This is a genomic window from Ralstonia flaminis, assembly GCF_958415495.1.
Classification (GTDB): domain Bacteria; phylum Pseudomonadota; class Gammaproteobacteria; order Burkholderiales; family Burkholderiaceae; genus Ralstonia; species Ralstonia flaminis.
In genome coordinates this window covers 72,133-88,465 of the sequence record NZ_CATZLL010000010.1, presented here as the reverse complement: position 1 = coordinate 88,465, position 16,333 = coordinate 72,133, and the positions used below count along the sequence as shown (strand labels likewise).

The window sequence follows — 16,333 nt, the reverse complement described above, 5'->3', positions numbered from 1 at the left end:
GAAAATGACCTGGCTTTCGCAAAACCTGATCTGGATCGTGCTGGGCGGATTGGTGGTGGTGTTCCTTTGGCGCAGCCAAGCGATGCGCTCCAGAGGCGGCGAGGGTGCCGGCATGATGCACGGCGCTCCAGATGCAAACAGTGACCCAGTGACCGGAAACCGGGTTGACCCGACCCACGCCATCACGGCCAATTTTGAAGGGAAGACGTTCTACTTCGAGTCTGAGCAATCTCGCGCGGTCTTTCAGCAGAATCCTTCACGTTTCGTCCACCAACACCATCGCCATCACGGCGGGTGCTGCTAGCCAGCCTTTTTTCAAGCCGATTGCCTGTGGACGAGGAGGCTCGCATGAATGATCAAATGAACCCTGAAGATGGGCCGCACGCGGCGCACAGGACAGTCTTCAGGTCCAGGTGGGTTTTGATAGGCTTCCTGCTTGTGATCGCCTATTTCCTGTTCACGGAACATCGGGCACACGTGATCCCGTTCCTGCCCTTCCTGTTGCTCGCTACTTGCCCGTTGATGCACCTGTTCATGCACCACGGCCACCAAGACGAAGGGGGCGAGCCGTCAACGCACGTACATCCAAAGGGAGAGTAACGATGCAGCACGACACACAATCCGGCTACGGGCTCTGGTCGTTGGTCATCATCAACTCGGCCATCTTCATCATCTTCGCTTTCAGCTTCACCAAGCCAAAGACCTCGCGTGACTGGCGGTCCTTCGGGGCCTTCTCGGCGTTTCTCGTGGCGCTGTTTACGGAGATGTACGGGTTCCCACTGACGATCTACTTGTTGCTGCCCTGGTTGAGCAAGCATTTTCCCGGTATCGATTTCCTCTCTCACGACGCGGGGCATTTGCTGGAGGTGATGTTCGGCTGGCGCGCTAATCCGCATTTCGGGCCGTTCCACATCCTAAGCAACCTGCTGATCTTCGGTGGTTTCATCATGCTCGCTTCCGCCTGGCGGGTGCTGTATCTGGCGCAGCAGCAGCACCGTCTGGCCACCGGTGGACTCTATACCCGCATGCGCCATCCGCAATATGTGGCGTTTGTCCTGATCATGCTCGGCTTCCTGCTGCAGTGGCCGACGTTGCTCACGCTGATCATGTTTCCAGTGCTGGTCTGGATGTATGTTCATCTCGCGCTGACTGAGGAGCGAGATGCGCTGGCCGAGTTCGGCCGGGCATACGAAGCGTATTGTGAGCGCACACCACGTTTCATCCCCCGTTGGAGCAGTGGTGCGTCGAAGGCGTCGTCTCATTGATCACGACATCCTCGGCAGGAGGCAACCCTTCGCAGCCGCTGTAACAGAGTCCGCCACTCTGATCCTCTTCTCCACGTAATGCACGTTGGCTTGGCTGGCGGCGCCCGAACCTTTCGTGGATTTCATGGGCACGCTTTTCCATGGCGTAGATTTCAAGCATCTGCCGGCCAACTGCTCACGTGATGGTCCCTTCTGTATCCCGCCATCATGTTTGTAGTACGGTTCTTTGCGGCGGGCGCCTTCTTTTAGTCGCCGCACAACGGCCAGTTAGGTCAAAGAGAAAGCGCTGCCCGCTGAGGCTCGCGTTGCTAGTGCGCTTGGCCGGCAAATTCGAGCGCCCGTTGATTGGGCCATTGCCCATGTCTGGATCATCACAACCGCCCATTGGATATGCAGCTAAGAGTCGCCGGAAACCTCACCGCACGTCAGTGTCGCAAGCGCTGCAAGCTTGGCGAACCGTTGCTTCTCCAACGTCGCAGTCACGATGGTCTGATGCCGGAATATAAGACTGCGCAAACGAGTAGGGCCAAGATGGCCCGTAAAGCCACTGGAATGCCGTCTCGGCCACCAAGTCGCGCACTGACCGACCTGTCTCAAGTGTGTGTGTCAGCGTGGCGCTAAGCGCTTCTTCCGAAGCGCGCCAGATATTGTCTTCCCCGGCTTTTCGCCTGGAGGCCCTCACGCCCGCAGCCATGGCGGCTACGAGCAACAGCCATGGTTGGAACCGCTCGGACCATGCATAGCGCGTCCAGCGCATCGGATGGCTCCATTTCAGCCATTCAGCGCTCCACGGCGTTGCCAGCGCGCGCACGGTTGGGCTCCAGAACTGGTCATACAGCCGTTCGTTGATTTCCGAGACGGCGCGCACATGCTCGAACAGGGCACGCGGGTATGGGAATTGAATGTCTTCGACGCGACGCGGCTCAAACGTGACCCCGCGTTGGGAGTTGTTCTGTGGCGGCGCATCGGAGTGTTCCGACAGCTTCATCTCGTACAAGCCGGGCGGCAGCGCCTCAATCGCATCGAGGCTTTGCAGGATCGCGCGATGCTCGTGACGCGCCACGCTTGCGGAGACGAAAATGCCGAGGTGTCCGACATGCGGGTTGGTGAGATACACGATTCGCTGGCCGGCGGCGACCAGAGCTTCCGTACTTTCGTACACGACGGGAATCCAGCCGAGCGCCTGGTGCGGTGGCGTGATGTTGTCGCCGTACGAGGCAAAGATGACGATCGGTTTGCAAATGCGCCGTAAGTCGACCGTGCACTTACCGTCGACATGCACTTCGCCGGTTTCCAACTTGTTGCCGACAAAAAGATCCTGGATGGTTGCGACCAGTTCTTCCCGGCTGAGAAAGTAAAAGCCATTCCACCAGCGCTCGAATTCCAAAAACCGGTCACCTTCACCATCCGGATCGGCGAAGACAGTGTAGAGCTTGGTCCAGAGCGCGGACTCAGGCTTGAGTGCCTCGAAGTTCTGTACCAGCCATGCACCGTCAAAACGGCCGTTGCCCAGATCGGCAAGAAAGTTTGCTGACCACACGCCGCCGGTGAACGCCCCGAGCAGGCGCATCGGGTTGACGCCTGCTTCGCCGGACCAGTACGAGAGCGGGGAGCCGTTGAGCACCGCAGGGCAGGCGACGCGCTCGCAGCAGTGGGCAGACAGGAGCATCACTTCCCAGCCGGCCTGGCAGTTGCCGTAGAGCACCGGCGCCTGCCCGTCATGCCGTCGCGCGACCTCCTCGACGAAGGTACGAAGCGCGTTCAGGACGTCGCCAAGGGTCTGTCCGCGGCAGGGGGCCGGGAAGAAGCTGACAAAGTAGACAGGATGGCCTTCGGCGAGGGCCATGCCGACTTCCGAATCGCGCTTGAAGCCCCCAATGCCCGGTCCGTGACCGGCACGCGGGTCGATGACGATGACGGGGGTTGCATCCGCCCGAACCTGTCGCTCCAGGTGGTCGGTGCCACAGCGCGTGATACGGAGCAGGGCATAGTTGGCCGGGCGCTCGAAGGTTCGCGCATCCAGTAGCAATTCGTAGTCGAAATGCAGCGGTGGCGGCAGGCCGGCCTCCTCATGGGCCAACATATTGTTGGCGCGTTGCCGCAGGATATCGATGAACAGAATCCACCGCTGCGTGACATCCACCCAGTAGTCCCACCCTTGCTCAAGAGGGGGCTCGGCAGGTGCCGGCTGTGGCTCGGCCTGGTGGTCCGGTTCGCTAACCAACCGCAGCGCCGGGGCTGCTACACCCGGCGCCGATCGGGCCGGACGTCGTTTGCGCTGTACCGTACGGTCTGTCATCACACCACCTCATCACTTCCTGTGAAAGTCGTGATGTCCGTCACCAGACAGTGCGGACACGGGCTGCAAATCATGCGGTGCAACTGCATGGGCCTTGTAGGCCAGCTTAGCCGCATCGGGCCGAACTTCGTTGTCGCAGGTCAGGTGAATTGAAGCGCGGGCTCTTTTCTGAGCCCGCGCGCAGACTTACTTGGTATCGGGATGGAAATGCTTGGACTTGTCCCTGCCCTTGGTGTCCTCGGCGGGGGCGGCCGCCGGCGCGCTGGCGGCGGAAGCGCCAGCTTTCTCGGCGACGTGCGAATGCGGTTTCATTTTGTGCGCGCCGGAGGCTTCGGATGCCATGGGCATGTCGTTGTCCGTGGCAAATACGCCGGCCGACATGGATGCGGCGGTTGCAAGCAGCAGTGCGGAAAGGATGGTTTTGCGGTTCACGTTGTGTCTCCTAGCGATAAAAGTTGGCGGTTCAGTTTTGCAGTCCATTCTGGGTGATGAGGGGCCACTATTGCACTGACTCCTGCTGGATAGCGACCGTGGCTTGATCCATGTCAAGCCGGATCGGCGCTCCATGTCTCATTTCACCCAGCCAATAGCAGGATGTTTGGTCTCGTACGCCATGCCCCAATGCTCTTGGGCAGGGGCGGTGGGTGCGGGGATGGTTTCCATGAGCGGGGTATCGGCAGTCTGCCAACTGCTTCCCGATGGGAAGCTGACCGGAAGGTGACTTTTCTGTCATGCATTCCAGTTGCTTGATCTTCAGGTGCATGTTTCTGGCACATGGGGGCTGAAATGGCGACGGGTAAGCTATTACCTGCTACGCAATTGGATCGAATATGCCTTGATCCAGGTAAAGCGATGCCGCCCATAAAGGTGTAACGTGAATTGTGCTTGGGGTTACACCTTGGGTTTCACGAGGAGGTGCACGATGATGGTTCACGGGTTCGACATGGCCGGCTATGGTCTCGCTCACTGGATCACGTTTGCCGTCATGGCGGTGGTATTGCTGTATCCCATCGGCCGAATCCTGATGCGGATCGGGTTGTCGCCTTTTTGGGCCATTCTGGTGCTGGTGCCATTCTTCAACCTGATCGGGCTTTGGGTGCTGGCATTTGTCGAATGGCCACGGCAAGGGTCTGGCCGTCCTGGCTAGTCGGATGCCATGAAATCGTTCAGCTGCCCGGATGGCACCATGGTTCGCAAGGCCATTCCCTCTCTGGTGTCCGCGTGCCTTGTGGCGTTTGCTGCCGCATGCATGGTGGGTGGGGCTTGGGCTGAGGAACCAGACGGCCGCACGCTCGTCGATCGCGTCGATACCCTGCTGTGGGGCAAGACGCTGCAAGGCGAGTTCCAGATGACGATCACCACACCGCGCTGGCAGCGCGCGCTTGACCTGCGCGCCTGGATGGAGCGGCCGCGGCGCTCGTTCATCCGCGTTCTGGCGCCGGCCAAGGAGGCCGGTATTGGGTCGCTGCGTATCGGCTCGGAGATGTGGAACTACCTGCCCAACATCGAGCGCACCATCAAGATTCCGCCGTCGATGATGCTGCAGCCCTGGATGGGCTCCGACTTCACCAACGACGACTTGGTCAAGCAAAGCAGCGCCGTGGATGACTACACGCATCGGGTTCTCCGCACGGAGGTGCTGAACGGCGCCGCGTCTTACGTGATTGAATCGATTCCCAAGCCGGATGCCGCCGTCGTGTGGGGAAAGATTCTCTACTGGATTCGGCAAGCGGATACGATTCCGCTCAAGCAGTATTACTACAACGAGCGCAACGAACTGGTGCGGGTCCTGACGTTCTCCGACGTTGGCCCGATGGGTGGCCGCACCATTCCGACCAAATGGGAAATGCGCCCCGTGAATGATCCAGGCCACGCAACCGTGATCGTCGTCAAGGCCGCGCGCTACGACCAGCCGATTGACGACGAACGCTTTACGCAGCGCAATCTGCAAAAGCCATGAATGCTGCAGCCGATACAGTCGTCAAGCTCGTAGGTGTCTCCAGGCTGTATCGGCAAGGTGCCAGCGTCGTGCATGCGCTGCAGCATATCAATCTGGAAATCCGCAAAGGCGACTTTGCGGTGCTGGTAGGGCCGTCCGGCTCGGGCAAGACAACGCTCCTGAACGTGATCGGTGGCTTGGACTCACCCACCGAAGGCCATGTCTGGGTCGACGGCAGCGAGATCGGGACACTGGGTAAAGCCGCGCTTTCGGACATCCGCTTGCGCAAGATCGGCTTCGTCTTCCAGGAGTTCAATCTGATTCCCGTTCTTTCCGCGCTAGAAAACGTGGAATTCGTGATGCTGTTGCAGGGGGTGCCAGAGATGCAGCGCCGGGACCGCGCCATGACGCTGCTCAAGGAACTGGGATTGGAAGGGATGGAGCACAGGCGTCCGCAGCAACTCTCCGGTGGGCAGCAGCAGCGCGTGGCGGTGGCGCGCGCCATCGCGGCCGAGCCGATCATCGTGCTGCCCGATGAGCCGACCGCCAATCTGGATTCCAAAGCCGGCGCCGCGCTCATGGACATGATGAAGGCCATGAATGAACGGCGCGGCGTGACGTTCGTGTTCTCCACCCACGACCCGATGGTGGTCGAACGCGCGCGGCGGGTCATTCGCCTGCGTGACGGCCGGATCGAAGCCGATGAGCGCCGACCGCCATGATGCTGCTGCCACTCGCCGTGCGCAATGTGCTGCGCAACCGCAGGCGTTCCGCCATCACCATCTCGTCGATCGCCATCGGCCTAGCGGCGATGATCTTCAACTGGGGATTCACCGCTGGCATGAACCGCGAGATGGTCGAGAACACCACGCGGTATTTCGCCGGCGATGCGCAGGTGCATCTCAAGGGCTACCACGACGATCCGATCCTTGATCTCGCCATGCCAGACTCGGCCCCCATCCTGCATGCCGTGCGCAACGAGGCTGGGGTGGCAGCCGCCAGCATCCGCCTGGAAACCAAAGCGCTGGCCAGCCGGGGCGACAAGTCGCGCGGCCTCATGCTCGTCGGCGTCGAGCCGGCAGACGAGGCGCAGGTGACGATGCTCTCGGACGCCATCGTGGCCGGGCAGCCGCTGACGACCGGCGCGCCCGGCGTGCTGATCGGGGAGATGCTTGCTGAAGCGCTCGCGGTGCGGCCCGGGCAGAACATCGTGTTCGTGGGGCAGGGCTACGACGGCTCGATATCGAGCGGAAAGTATCCGGTGCGCGGCATCTTCCGCAGCAAGATCGACGATCTCGACGGCTACGTCGCCGTGATGCCGCTGCCTGTTGTGCGGGAGTTTCTCTCCGCGCCCGGTGGCGCCACCGCCATCGCCCTGCGGCTGCGCGAGCGCTCGCGCCTGGAGCCGGTCAGCGCGGGGCTCGCCGAGCGCCTGGGAGATCGTTACGAAGTCGTGGGGTGGCCACGGCTGCTACCGATGGTAGCGGTCAGTTCGCGCTTTCACGAGGTCACGACCTACGTGGTGCTGTTGGTGTTCTTCGTGGTGGTCGTCTTCGCGGTGGCGAATCCTGTGCTGATGTCCGTGATGGAGCGCACGCGCGAATTCGGCATCATGCTTGCCGTCGGCATGAGCCGCACGCGCGTGCTTCGGCTGGTCCTGTATGAATCGATCCTTCTGGGCATCGTTGGCCTGATCGTCGGCAACGCCGTCGGCTGGACAGTGACGGCGTATTTCGCGCGCGCGGGTATCCATCTGCACGGTTTTGAAGCCGGGCTGCGCACGATGCCCGGGCTGTCCGACGTCGTCTATCCGGTGGTGAGCGCCGAGCGTGGCGTCGTGCTGTCAGTGGCGGTCTTCGTCATTGCCGGGCTGGCGGCACTGTATCCCGCTGCCAAGGCCGTGCAGTTGCGGCCCATCGAGGCGATTCGCGGGCTACCCGCTGCCATGCGGGTGTCGTCACGAAACACGGGCGATTCCCGCTTGCCGGTGTTCGTGCTGCTCGCACTGCGCAACCTGCTGCGCAATCCACGCCGCACGGCCCTCATGGCCGCAGGCGCTGCCTTCGGCATCGTGGGCTTTGTCTTCATCCTGGGGTTTTTCGACGGATTCTTCGACCAGACGATCGAGAACTCCACGCGTTATCTGACGGGGCACATCCAGGTCGAACGCAAGGGCTTTCGCAAGGATTATGCCCCCGAGCTTGCCATCGACGATGCCGTCTCGCTGCTGCAAGCCGTCCGGGGCACGCCTGGCGTGATTGCGGCTGCGCCGCGCACCCAGGTCCAGGCGTTGGCCAGCACGGCCTCGAAATCCGAAGGCATCATGCTCATCGGCATCGATCCGGTGGCGGAGGCTAAGGTCACGTTCATTTCCCGCACGGTTGTCCAGGGACGGGCGCTCATACCTGGCGCCGATCGCGAAGTCATGATTGGCCGCAGGCTCGCCGACAAGCTCGGTGTCCGCCTGGGCGAGAAGATCGTCGTCATGGCCCAGGCCGCCAACGGCGAGCTCGGCACGGCAGCCTACGGGGTGGGGGGCATTTTCTCGACGGAAAGTGCCAGTTTCGATGGCGCATTTGCTTTTGTCACGCTGCCAGCGGCGCAGTCGTTGCTTGCGCTCGGTTCACGCGTTTCCACCATCAATGTCCGGCTGGAGGATCGCGCGCACGTGTCCGCTGCCGTTGCCCTGCTACGCGCGCGTATCGGTGGCACCGACGTGACGCTGATACCGTGGCAGGAACTCTTGCCGCAGCTCGAAGACATGGTCCGGCTCCTGCGCGTGGTGAGCAGTATCATCCTGGCGGTGCTGCTTCTGGTGATTACCACGTCGGTCATCAATACCGTGTTCATGGCCGTCACCGAGCGCACGCGCGAGTTTGGCGTGATGCTGGCGCTTGGCACGTCGCCCGCCGCCTTGAGGCGCATGGTCGTATATGAGTCCATCGCCTTGCTGTTGATCGCGTCTGCCGTCGGGTATGGCGCCGGCATTGCGCTGGTGCTGTATCTTGGGCATGCCGGTATGGACCTGTCGAGCTTCTTCGCCGGATATTCCGCCATCCCCGGGTTGACCGGCATCGTTTATCCGCGCATTTTCGGTGCGACGGTGGTCCCGCCGGGTATTGCGCTGTTGATTGCCGGCGTGCTGGTTTCGCTCTATCCCGCGGCCAAGGCGGCGCGGCTCGATCCAGTGCAAGCGATACGCCATGTTTAAGCAAGCCGTGCCGTTCGGACTTCTGGCGGCTCTGGCCTTCGGAGCCTCGGCGCAGGAGACGTCGCAGTCCGGGTTGAAATTTTCCGGTTACTACAAGAGCTTGCTGGAGGAATCGGAAACCATCGTGCCCGGCGGGCAACGCTATCTGCTCGATCTCAATCGCCTGCGGCTGCAGTTGCAGGGCAAGCTCTCCGAGCACGTCGCCGTGGATCTGCAGTACGACAACGAATTGCTGTTCGGCAGCTACCTGCACACCGCACAGTTCGCAAGCCAGAGCAGTCTCGCGCCGGATCAGTACCTGGATCTCGACGGCAATTACCTGCGTGGCGGCTCGTACTACGGCCAGCACCGGCTGTATCGCGGCAACGTCACCCTGTCATCGGGCGACACCGATGTGCGCATCGGGCGGCAGCGCATCGCATGGGGAACGGGCCGTTTCTGGAGCCCGCTCGACCTGCTGAACCCCCTGAACCCGACTGCCATCGAGCGCGAGGAGCGCGTGGGTGTCGACGCGGTGCTGGCCGAGCACAAGCTGGGGCCCATCTCCCGCATCAGCGCTGTGTACGCGCCGGGGCACGGTGGCGCGGACTCCAGCGCGGCATTCAATTGGCACGCCAACACGCATGGCGTGGACTATTCCATTGTCGGCGGGCGCTTCGGCAATGAGCAGGTCGCCGGCTTCGATCTCGCGGGGCAGATCGGCACGGCGGGCATTCGTGGTGAGTTCACGCAAGTGCGTGCCAAGACTGGCTCGACCTATCAACGTGCCGTTCTCGCGCTCGATTATGCGTTTGCGAACACGCTCACGCTTAGCGCCGAGCTCTACTACAACGGCGCCGGCACGACCAATGCCGCCGCGTACGATTTCACGTCGCTGTTGACCGGCAAGATTCGCAGCGTTGCCAAGCACTATGCTGGTGGCTACATGAGCTACGAAATCACGCCGCTGCTCAAGTGGGAGGGCTATGTGGTGGTCAATTTGGACGACCATAGCCGTTTCGTTTCGCCCCTGCTGACCTATTCGATCAAGACGAATCTCGACTGGCAGATCGGCGCCCAGTTCTTTATGGGCAGCAGTGGCAGTGAGTTTGGACATTTCCATCACATCTACTACACGCAGATACAGTGGTTCTTCTAAAACGATAGTGCTTGCCGGCTGTCGACGTCCGGAAAGCTGGGCTCGGATGCGTGCATGGCGCGGCAATGGGGAAGGTGGGCAACGAGGAGAAGGAACATGGGCGTCATAACGCATGCGAATCCCGAACCAGCGGTGCGCGAGCGGGTGCCCGCTGAACTGCCACGGCTCTTGTACATCCTGCGCGCATTGGCCGGGGCAGGGTGGGCGCATTATGTGGAGCGGCTACGGATTGGCCGTGACGCACTCGAAGCTTCAGTTGAGGCGGTGCAAGCGACCGATCAGGATGCAAAGCGGCTGAGAGCTACGCTCGAAGGGCTGGGGCCCGCGTTCGTCAAGTTTGGCCAGCTTCTGAGCCTGCGGCGCGATATGTTGCCGGAGGTCTATATCGAGGAGCTGCAACGGCTCCAGGATGATGTCGCTGTTTTCCCTGGCGAGCAGGCGCGTGAGATTGTCGAGCGTGAACTGGGCAAATCCGTTCACGCGTTGTTCACCAGTTTCGATGAGACGCCCCTGGCTGCCGCGTCGATCGGCCAGGTCCATACGGCGCAGTTGATTGACGGCACCAGCGTGGTGGTCAAGGTGCAGCGCCCCGGCATCGAGCCCATCATTCATGCCGATGTCAGGATCATGCGCTTCTTGGCCCGTCAACTGGAGCGGTATGTGCCGGAGAGTCGCCGATTTGGCCCGGGCGATCTGGTGGAAGAGTTTGCCCGGCTCATCAACGAAGAATTGGACTATCAAGTCGAGGCGCGCAACGGCGATCTCCTGAGGGAGAATTTGCAGGATGATAAGCACGTCTTCGTGCCCCGCATCTTTTGGGAGCAGACCAGCCGACGTGTCTTGACCATGGAGCGCAGTTTCGGCAAGAAGCTTACGCATATTCCGTCGTCCGAACAGGAGAGCCGACGGCGCGTGGCGCAGGCGCTGATGGCATCGTTCTTGAAGCAGGTCTTCGAGGACGGCTTCTTTCACGGCGACCCGCATCCGGGCAACGTATTTTTGCTGGAGGACGGCCGGCTTTGCTTTCATGACTTTGGCATCATGGGACGGCTGTCCGCCTATGATCAGGAAGCCTTGGCCCAGTTGATTCTCGCCGTCAGTTCCGGCGAGGTGTCATGGATGGTGGATGCCTATTTCGAGATGGGGGTGGCGACCGAGGGGGTGGATCGTGAGGCATTTACCCGCGATGCTTCGCAGGCACTTGACGCATACTACGAAGCCGCCGGGAAAGGCTATTCGTTCGGCGAAATTGTCCGCCAGTTTGCGCTGCTCAGCCAGCGCCATCGGATCAAACTGCCGCGCCAGTTTCTGCTGGTCTCGAAAGCGTTCATGCTGGTCGAATCGCAAGCGTTGACGCTCGCCCCGGACTTCAACGCACTCGCGTCCTTGCGGGAATATGCGCCGCATTTGCTCGGCCGCAAACTATTGCAGGGGGCGAATGTACAGACCGAGTTCAGCAGGGGATTCCGCACCTTGCGCGCGCTGCATCACGCCGCCGCCTTGCTGCCCGACATTCTGAACCGCACGGTGGAGGCGCTCAGCAGCGGTAAGGCGACGCTGCATATCAAACACGACCAGTTGCAAGGATTGGAAGCGCATATCGACCGTGCAAGCAACCGGCTGAGCTTGAGCTTGATTATTGCGAGCGTCGTGATTGGCTCCTCAATCGTCATGGCGTTCCACAGCGGTCCGCACTATGCGGGCATTCCAGTGCTGGGGCTTCTGGGTTTCGTCGTCGCCAGCGTGATGGGCCTCGCTTGGGCGGTTGCGATCCTGCGATCAGGAAAGTTCTAGAGGCGCCGCTACAAGCAATGGGGCCTCGAAAGCAACGATGCAGCGCTCCGCTAAAAGACGGCGATGGCACCCGTGGCCAACTCCCGTATCAGCGCTGGAAGCGCCGCCAAATGCTGCGCGGTCAGCTCGCGAACTTGCCGCTGCCGCGCAGCGGAGAACCCACCCGCCGCTGCAAGGTCGATCGCCACCAACTGAGGCTGGTCGACCGGGTGGCCGATTGCCGAGAGCAGCCTGACCGTCACTTCATCCACGCCTTCGATGTCGGCATGAATGCTCGCCGCCAATCGATGTGCCAGCACGTTGTAGAGCTTGCCGACATGCGCGGCCGGATTCTTTCCCGCTGCCGCTTCCAATGACATCGGGCGGTACGGCGTGATCAAGCCGTTGACGCGATTGCCGCGGCCGACCTCGCCATCGTCGCCGTGCTCCGCACTTAACCCGGTCACGGTCAGGTAAATTCCGCTCTCGTCAAGCGTAGCTGGGTCATCCAGGGTGTTGATCCCGATATGGCACGCCGTCGGCAGACACCCAGCCAGGTACGCTGCCAATCGGCCCTTGAGTGTGAAATAGTCTTCAATACTTCCCACGTCTCGGTCGACGAGTGCGAGCGCCACGGTAAGGCCGAAGTGCGCGCCCAGCCGGTGCCCCATGATCTTAAAATCCGCCCCAGCCGCATCAAAGGCGCTGCGAAATTCGTTGGAGCGCAGGACGCGCGCAGCGCAAAGGACCGTGTCTTCGAGTCGGGAGCGGGGTGCGTACCCGACGCCGAAGGAGGTGTCGTTGGCCAGCGGAAGCGCCGCCTGCTGGATAACACGCTGAAGATTCGGCGCCGAAGGCCTCAAAACAAGCTCGATGCCGATGTCATTGCCTGCCTTTCCCAAGGTTGCCACCAGGTATTCGCGGATGGATTGCTCGACGAGTGACGTGGCCGAAGCCGACGGCAACTCGGTCACGGGGCCGCAGACGATCAGCCGCGCGGGACGCAGAACTTTGCCGCCGCCGAACCGTGGCTGGCTGATGCCTCCGATTAACAGCGCCTTATCCAGGTTGAAGTGCTGAATCGCTCCGTATGCTTGCAGATAGGCTCGGGATAGGGCGCAGGCTGCCGCCTCGACGGCGCCATCGCACAGGCTGTCCGGATGGCCGAAGCCCTTGTGCTCGGCAATTTCGGTTTGTGTGGCTTCCAGCGTCGACGTGGTCGAGATGGAGAGTGCAATTTCGCCGACAGTCCGCATGATAAGACGCTCCTGCCCAAATCCGATTGGGTCATTCTATTCACTGGCAGTCCAGTTTGGTATTAAGACCGTCCCCTCGGGGGTCGCGATTGTGGGCCTTGAGCGACATCAACAAATTCGCCGCCCGAGTGACTAGCATGGAAACAGGACACCCGGAGCGGCATGGGCTCTTGTGTGGCAGGAACGGCATGGTTGGCCCATGCGCGGTGTTCCCATGCCTCCGGGGCTAAGAATCTCGAAAATGGAGGTGTCTGATGCGAGCAGCATGGTCAGTCGTTGTTGCGGTAATTTTGGCAATCAGCCTCTCGGGGTGCGGCTATAACACCATTCAAGCGCAGGATGAACAGGTCAAGGCAGGCTGGTCTGAAGTCGTGAACCAATACCAGCGGCGCGCCGACCTGGTACCGAACCTGGTCAACACGGTCAAGGGTTACGCAAGTCATGAGAAAGAGGTGTTGACGGAGGTGACTGAGGCTCGCGCGCGTGTCGGCGCCATCCAAGCCTCGCCTGCGTTGCTCAATGATCCGCAGGCGTTTGCCCGATTCCAGTCGGCGCAGCAGCAGTTGACCGGATCGCTGTCCCGACTCCTTGCCGTGTCGGAGAACTACCCGCAGTTGAAGGCAGATGCTGGGTTTCGCGATCTGCAAGCACAGCTTGAGGGGACCGAGAACCGGATCACCATTGCACGAAATCGGTACATCCAATCGGTACAGAGCTACAACGTGACCGTGCGCTCATTTCCATCGAATCTGACCGCGAAGGCCTTCGGCTATCAGGAGAAGCCCAATTTCACCGTTGCCAACGAGACGGCCATTGCCAAGCCGCCCCAGGTGGAATTCGGTTCGCCGTCCGCCAGTGCGCCGGGGAGCTCCAAGTGAACCTCCTCAAAATCGCGCGTGGCTTGCTTGTGGCAGCGGCTGCGCTCGTCTCTTTTGGGGCGGTTGCCGAAGTTGCCGTGCCACCCTTGACGGCGCGGGTGACTGACCAGACCGGCACACTCACGCCTGGGCAACTAGCAGAGCTAGAACAGACGCTGCAAGCCTTCGAAAACAAAAAGGGCGTGCAGATCGCTGTACTGATCGTGCCCAGCACACTGCCCGAAGCCATCGAACAGTATTCGCTGCGCGTGGTCGAGCAATGGAAGTTGGGGCGAAAGCGCGTCGACGACGGCGCACTGCTGATCATCGCTAAAGACGACCGCACACTTCGCATTGAAGTCGGGTACGGGTTGGAAGGTGTCCTAACCGATGCGACAAGCAAGCGCATCATTAGCGAAGTCATCTCGCCGCGGTTCAAGACTGGCGATTTTTATGGCGGCGTGAAAGACGGTGTTCAGAGTATGCAAGCCGTGATTGAGGGTGAAGCACTGCCGCCCCCCTCACGGTCGACGCGCGACGGAGGCGTATCCGTTCGGTCCTATATGCCTGTCATTCTGGTGTTGACGTTGGTGTTTGGCGGCGCGCTGCGAGACTTCCTTGGCCGTTTTCCGGGGGCGGTTGCAGCGGGCGGCGCCGTCGCCCTAGTCGCTTGGTTGCTTTCGGGCGCCATTTTTGTCGCGTTTACGGCGGGAGTGATCGCGCTCATCTATACGCTATTGGGTCCGGGCATGGTTGGGCACGGAGGCTCTTGGTCTACAGGCTCACGCTCGGGCCGCGGGGGATTCGGCGGTGGCAGCGGCGGTTTCGGCGGTGGCAGCGGCGGTTTCGGTGGAGGCGGCGGTGGTTTCGGTGGTGGTGGTGCCTCGGGAAAATGGTGATGGAAAACATCAAGCGAATTCTTTCCCATCTACTGACGACGCACTGGCGCGTCAGGCGAGCGTTCCCGCGCAAGGCGATGCGGGCCATCGGGCAAGCGATCGCTCAAAGCGAGTCGTCCCATGTCGGGCATCTGTGCTTTGCCGTGGAAGGCGCGTTGAGCTTCTCTGCGCTATGGAAGGGGGTGACGGCGCGGGAACGGGCTCTTGAAGTCTTTTCGCAACTGCGTGTGTGGGACACAGAGCAGAACAACGGCGTCCTGATTTATCTATTGCTGGCGGACCGCAGTGTCGAGATCGTTGCCGACCGTGGCATTCACGCGCGGGTTGGTGCTCAAGGATGGCAGGCGATCTGCAGCCAGATGGAAGCCGCGTGTCGGCGCGCCGAATATGAGCGCGGTGTGATCGACGGGATACGATCCATCACGCTGCGCCTGACGCAGCATTTCCCGGCGCGCGACCGGCGCGAGCAGAGGTTGCCCGGCAAGCCGGTCATCCTGTGAAGACGCAGAAATCTCTGTTTGATATTTGCGAAGTCGCGGTAGGAGGTGAATATGTTGTCTCTGCGCTCATTTGTTCCCTACGCTGCGGTGATTTGTGTCTTGGCGCTGCCGTCGGTGGAAACGCTCGCGCAAGCGCGGCTCGAACGTGAGGGCGTCGTCCTCTACTGGGGGTTGATTCCCGCCGCCATCGCCTCGGAAAGGCTCGACTTGGAGGAGTCGCATGGCGCACCTTCACCGGGAGGCGGCCGCCCTCACCACTTGCTAGTGGCGTTGTTTCGTGCCGACGGCTCCCGTATCACAGATGCCGTGGTGCGTGCGCAACTCAAGGAAGTCGGGATCGTTGATTCGCCGCCGAAGTATCTGACGCCCATGGTTATCAACGGCCAGGTTTCCTACGGCCAGGTGTTCACCTCGGTGCTGAGTGGGCGCGTGTATTTCCGCGTACTGGTGAAACTTGTTGACCGAACGAATGACATCGAATATCGGATTTCGGTCTCGCCTCCGCACATCGGCGGAAGTGAACCTTGATACCGGATGGAGCATGGCCGATACTGTGCCGACCAATGCATCTCGGCGGATTCGCCAAGCCTGTAAGACGATGATTGGACGTCGAAAAGGTCAGCAGCGACCAAGACCTGTCAACTCAGGTTGAGGGCCATGATCGCGTAGACATTTCGTAATGCCTCAACTCGACGAGCCACCGGTGGCCGGATAGCGCGTGTCGCCCGTCCATGCGCCGTCCGAGTAGATCTCAAACTTTCCAGCCTTGGCGCCATCAGTGTACGGATCGCGCGCGTCAGCAGCCCGCGCCCCGTCGGTGTAGACGTCGCGCTGAGCGAGGGCCCCGTTGCTGGAGGTTGCTGCGCTGGAAATGTTCGCGCCGAGAGAAATCAGCGCGGCTGCGATCAAGACGGTCTTCTTGGTGTGGTTCATTGCATTCTCCTGAAGTGGTTGGACTCAAAGGACTTGCTATGGGAGCCACTATAAGAATCCGCCCCTGACCGAGCGATGACGACCACATTACGAGAGCGTCATTCGGGCAAAGGATCGCGCAATAGTCGCGCTGATCCATGTCCTCCTGAATTCGACCATACATCGGAGGGCGCTTGACTCACATCAACCGCGCAAAATTGGCAGGTGCTTAAGCTTGTTCACCCGTTCGTAGGTTCAAAATGTGGTTGTCTGCCCATTTGAGC

The 16,333-nt window shown here is 61.0% G+C and carries 17 protein-coding genes; 13 read left to right on the top strand and 4 right to left on the bottom strand.

What is annotated here, in order from left to right; genetic code table 11:
• The first annotated feature begins 4 nt into the window (after positions 1 to 4).
• The 3 genes from R2N11_RS16225 to R2N11_RS16215 are packed head-to-tail and all read left to right on the top strand — an operon-like array spanning position 5 to position 1,265.
• Positions 5 to 304 (top strand): YHS domain-containing protein, encoded by a 300-nt coding sequence (locus tag R2N11_RS16225; protein WP_004635209.1) that lies wholly within the window; start codon positions 5 to 7, stop codon positions 302 to 304.
• 44 nt (positions 305 to 348) lie between these two features.
• On the top strand, positions 349 to 600 hold the full coding sequence (locus R2N11_RS16220) for a DUF2933 domain-containing protein (protein ID WP_004635207.1): 252 nt from the start codon (positions 349 to 351) through the stop codon (positions 598 to 600).
• Between the two features lie 2 nt (positions 601 to 602).
• Positions 603 to 1,265, top strand: a complete 663-nt coding sequence (locus R2N11_RS16215; protein ID WP_004635205.1) for a methyltransferase family protein — start codon at positions 603 to 605, stop codon at positions 1,263 to 1,265.
• 415 nt (positions 1,266 to 1,680) lie between these two features.
• Here R2N11_RS16215 and R2N11_RS16210 read toward each other — a convergent pair whose 3' ends face one another.
• Both R2N11_RS16210 and R2N11_RS16205 read right to left on the bottom strand, forming a co-directional pair.
• A complete protein-coding gene (locus R2N11_RS16210) occupies positions 1,681 to 3,564 on the bottom strand; it encodes a DUF3141 domain-containing protein (protein ID WP_004635203.1) in 1,884 nt (627 codons plus the stop codon).
• 186 nt (positions 3,565 to 3,750) lie between these two features.
• Positions 3,751 to 3,996 (bottom strand): hypothetical protein, encoded by a 246-nt coding sequence (locus tag R2N11_RS16205; protein WP_004635201.1) that lies wholly within the window; start codon positions 3,994 to 3,996, stop codon positions 3,751 to 3,753.
• A 490-nt stretch (positions 3,997 to 4,486) separates the two neighbouring features.
• Between R2N11_RS16205 and R2N11_RS16200 the strand changes: the two genes are divergently transcribed.
• From R2N11_RS16200 to R2N11_RS16175, 6 genes are all read left to right on the top strand, one after another.
• The gene (locus R2N11_RS16200; RefSeq protein ID WP_004635200.1) at positions 4,487 to 4,711 is read left to right on the top strand and encodes a hypothetical protein; all 225 of its coding nucleotides are present in this window, start codon (positions 4,487 to 4,489) and stop codon (positions 4,709 to 4,711) included.
• 9 nt (positions 4,712 to 4,720) lie between these two features.
• Positions 4,721 to 5,524, top strand: a complete 804-nt coding sequence (locus tag R2N11_RS16195) for an outer membrane lipoprotein-sorting protein (protein ID WP_021197388.1) — start codon at positions 4,721 to 4,723, stop codon at positions 5,522 to 5,524.
• Positions 5,521 to 6,225, top strand: a complete 705-nt coding sequence (locus R2N11_RS16190) for an ABC transporter ATP-binding protein (protein WP_004635197.1) — start codon at positions 5,521 to 5,523, stop codon at positions 6,223 to 6,225. The genes R2N11_RS16195 and R2N11_RS16190 overlap by 4 nt, the downstream gene beginning before the upstream one ends.
• On the top strand, positions 6,222 to 8,714 hold the full coding sequence (locus R2N11_RS16185) for an ABC transporter permease (protein ID WP_004635192.1): 2,493 nt from the start codon (positions 6,222 to 6,224) through the stop codon (positions 8,712 to 8,714). The genes R2N11_RS16190 and R2N11_RS16185 overlap by 4 nt, the downstream gene beginning before the upstream one ends.
• Entirely contained in the window at positions 8,707 to 9,852 is a 1,146-nt protein-coding gene (locus tag R2N11_RS16180) for a hypothetical protein (RefSeq protein WP_004635189.1), read from the top strand. The genes R2N11_RS16185 and R2N11_RS16180 overlap by 8 nt, the downstream gene beginning before the upstream one ends.
• 96 nt (positions 9,853 to 9,948) lie before the next feature.
• Complete coding sequence (locus R2N11_RS16175) at positions 9,949 to 11,646, top strand: ABC1 kinase family protein (protein ID WP_004635187.1); 1,698 nt, start codon at positions 9,949 to 9,951, stop codon at positions 11,644 to 11,646.
• Positions 11,647 to 11,696: 50 nt separating this feature from the next.
• Here R2N11_RS16175 and R2N11_RS16170 read toward each other — a convergent pair whose 3' ends face one another.
• Positions 11,697 to 12,881 carry a methionine adenosyltransferase gene (locus R2N11_RS16170; RefSeq protein ID WP_004635185.1) on the bottom strand — a complete coding sequence of 395 codons (1,185 nt, stop codon included), beginning with the start codon at positions 12,879 to 12,881 and terminating at the stop codon, positions 11,697 to 11,699.
• A 254-nt stretch (positions 12,882 to 13,135) separates the two neighbouring features.
• On the opposite strand from R2N11_RS16170, the gene R2N11_RS16165 reads away from it, so the two are divergent.
• Genes R2N11_RS16165 through R2N11_RS16150 form a run of 4 tightly spaced genes read left to right on the top strand, consistent with a single transcriptional unit; the run spans position 13,136 to position 15,665 of the window.
• Positions 13,136 to 13,759 carry a LemA family protein gene (locus R2N11_RS16165; protein ID WP_004635183.1) on the top strand — a complete coding sequence of 208 codons (624 nt, stop codon included), beginning with the start codon at positions 13,136 to 13,138 and terminating at the stop codon, positions 13,757 to 13,759.
• Entirely contained in the window at positions 13,756 to 14,637 is an 882-nt protein-coding gene (locus R2N11_RS16160; protein WP_004635180.1) for a TPM domain-containing protein, read from the top strand. Before R2N11_RS16165 ends, R2N11_RS16160 begins: the two co-directional genes overlap by 4 nt.
• Complete coding sequence (locus R2N11_RS16155) at positions 14,637 to 15,137, top strand: TPM domain-containing protein (RefSeq protein ID WP_004635178.1); 501 nt, start codon at positions 14,637 to 14,639, stop codon at positions 15,135 to 15,137. The genes R2N11_RS16160 and R2N11_RS16155 overlap by 1 nt, the downstream gene beginning before the upstream one ends.
• Positions 15,138 to 15,188: 51 nt before the next feature.
• The gene (locus tag R2N11_RS16150) at positions 15,189 to 15,665 is read left to right on the top strand and encodes a hypothetical protein (RefSeq protein WP_009241694.1); all 477 of its coding nucleotides are present in this window, start codon (positions 15,189 to 15,191) and stop codon (positions 15,663 to 15,665) included.
• Between the two features lie 156 nt (positions 15,666 to 15,821).
• On the opposite strand, the gene R2N11_RS16145 is transcribed toward R2N11_RS16150, so the two are convergent.
• On the bottom strand, positions 15,822 to 16,070 hold the full coding sequence (locus tag R2N11_RS16145; protein ID WP_004635173.1) for a hypothetical protein: 249 nt from the start codon (positions 16,068 to 16,070) through the stop codon (positions 15,822 to 15,824).
• Between the last annotated feature and the right edge of the window lie 263 nt (positions 16,071 to 16,333).

Excerpts from the sequence above, each read along its gene's own strand:
- R2N11_RS16225 (WP_004635209.1), top strand. The coding sequence starts at position 5 with ATGACCTGGCTTTCGCAAAACCTGATCTGGATCGTGCTGGGCGGATTG.
- R2N11_RS16220 (WP_004635207.1), top strand. The coding sequence starts at position 349 with ATGAATGATCAAATGAACCCTGAAGATGGGCCGCACGCGGCGCACAGG.
- R2N11_RS16215 (WP_004635205.1), top strand. The coding sequence starts at position 603 with ATGCAGCACGACACACAATCCGGCTACGGGCTCTGGTCGTTGGTCATC.
- R2N11_RS16210 (WP_004635203.1), bottom strand. The coding sequence starts at position 3,564 with ATGACAGACCGTACGGTACAGCGCAAACGACGTCCGGCCCGATCGGCG.
- R2N11_RS16200 (WP_004635200.1), top strand. The coding sequence starts at position 4,487 with ATGATGGTTCACGGGTTCGACATGGCCGGCTATGGTCTCGCTCACTGG.
- R2N11_RS16195 (WP_021197388.1), top strand. The coding sequence starts at position 4,721 with ATGAAATCGTTCAGCTGCCCGGATGGCACCATGGTTCGCAAGGCCATT.
- R2N11_RS16190 (WP_004635197.1), top strand. The coding sequence starts at position 5,521 with ATGAATGCTGCAGCCGATACAGTCGTCAAGCTCGTAGGTGTCTCCAGG.
- R2N11_RS16185 (WP_004635192.1), top strand. The coding sequence starts at position 6,222 with ATGATGCTGCTGCCACTCGCCGTGCGCAATGTGCTGCGCAACCGCAGG.
- R2N11_RS16180 (WP_004635189.1), top strand. The coding sequence starts at position 8,707 with ATGTTTAAGCAAGCCGTGCCGTTCGGACTTCTGGCGGCTCTGGCCTTC.
- R2N11_RS16175 (WP_004635187.1), top strand. The coding sequence starts at position 9,949 with ATGGGCGTCATAACGCATGCGAATCCCGAACCAGCGGTGCGCGAGCGG.
- R2N11_RS16170 (WP_004635185.1), bottom strand. The coding sequence starts at position 12,881 with ATGCGGACTGTCGGCGAAATTGCACTCTCCATCTCGACCACGTCGACG.
- R2N11_RS16165 (WP_004635183.1), top strand. The coding sequence starts at position 13,136 with ATGCGAGCAGCATGGTCAGTCGTTGTTGCGGTAATTTTGGCAATCAGC.
- R2N11_RS16155 (WP_004635178.1), top strand. The coding sequence starts at position 14,637 with ATGGAAAACATCAAGCGAATTCTTTCCCATCTACTGACGACGCACTGG.
- R2N11_RS16150 (WP_009241694.1), top strand. The coding sequence starts at position 15,189 with ATGTTGTCTCTGCGCTCATTTGTTCCCTACGCTGCGGTGATTTGTGTC.
- R2N11_RS16145 (WP_004635173.1), bottom strand. The coding sequence starts at position 16,070 with ATGAACCACACCAAGAAGACCGTCTTGATCGCAGCCGCGCTGATTTCT.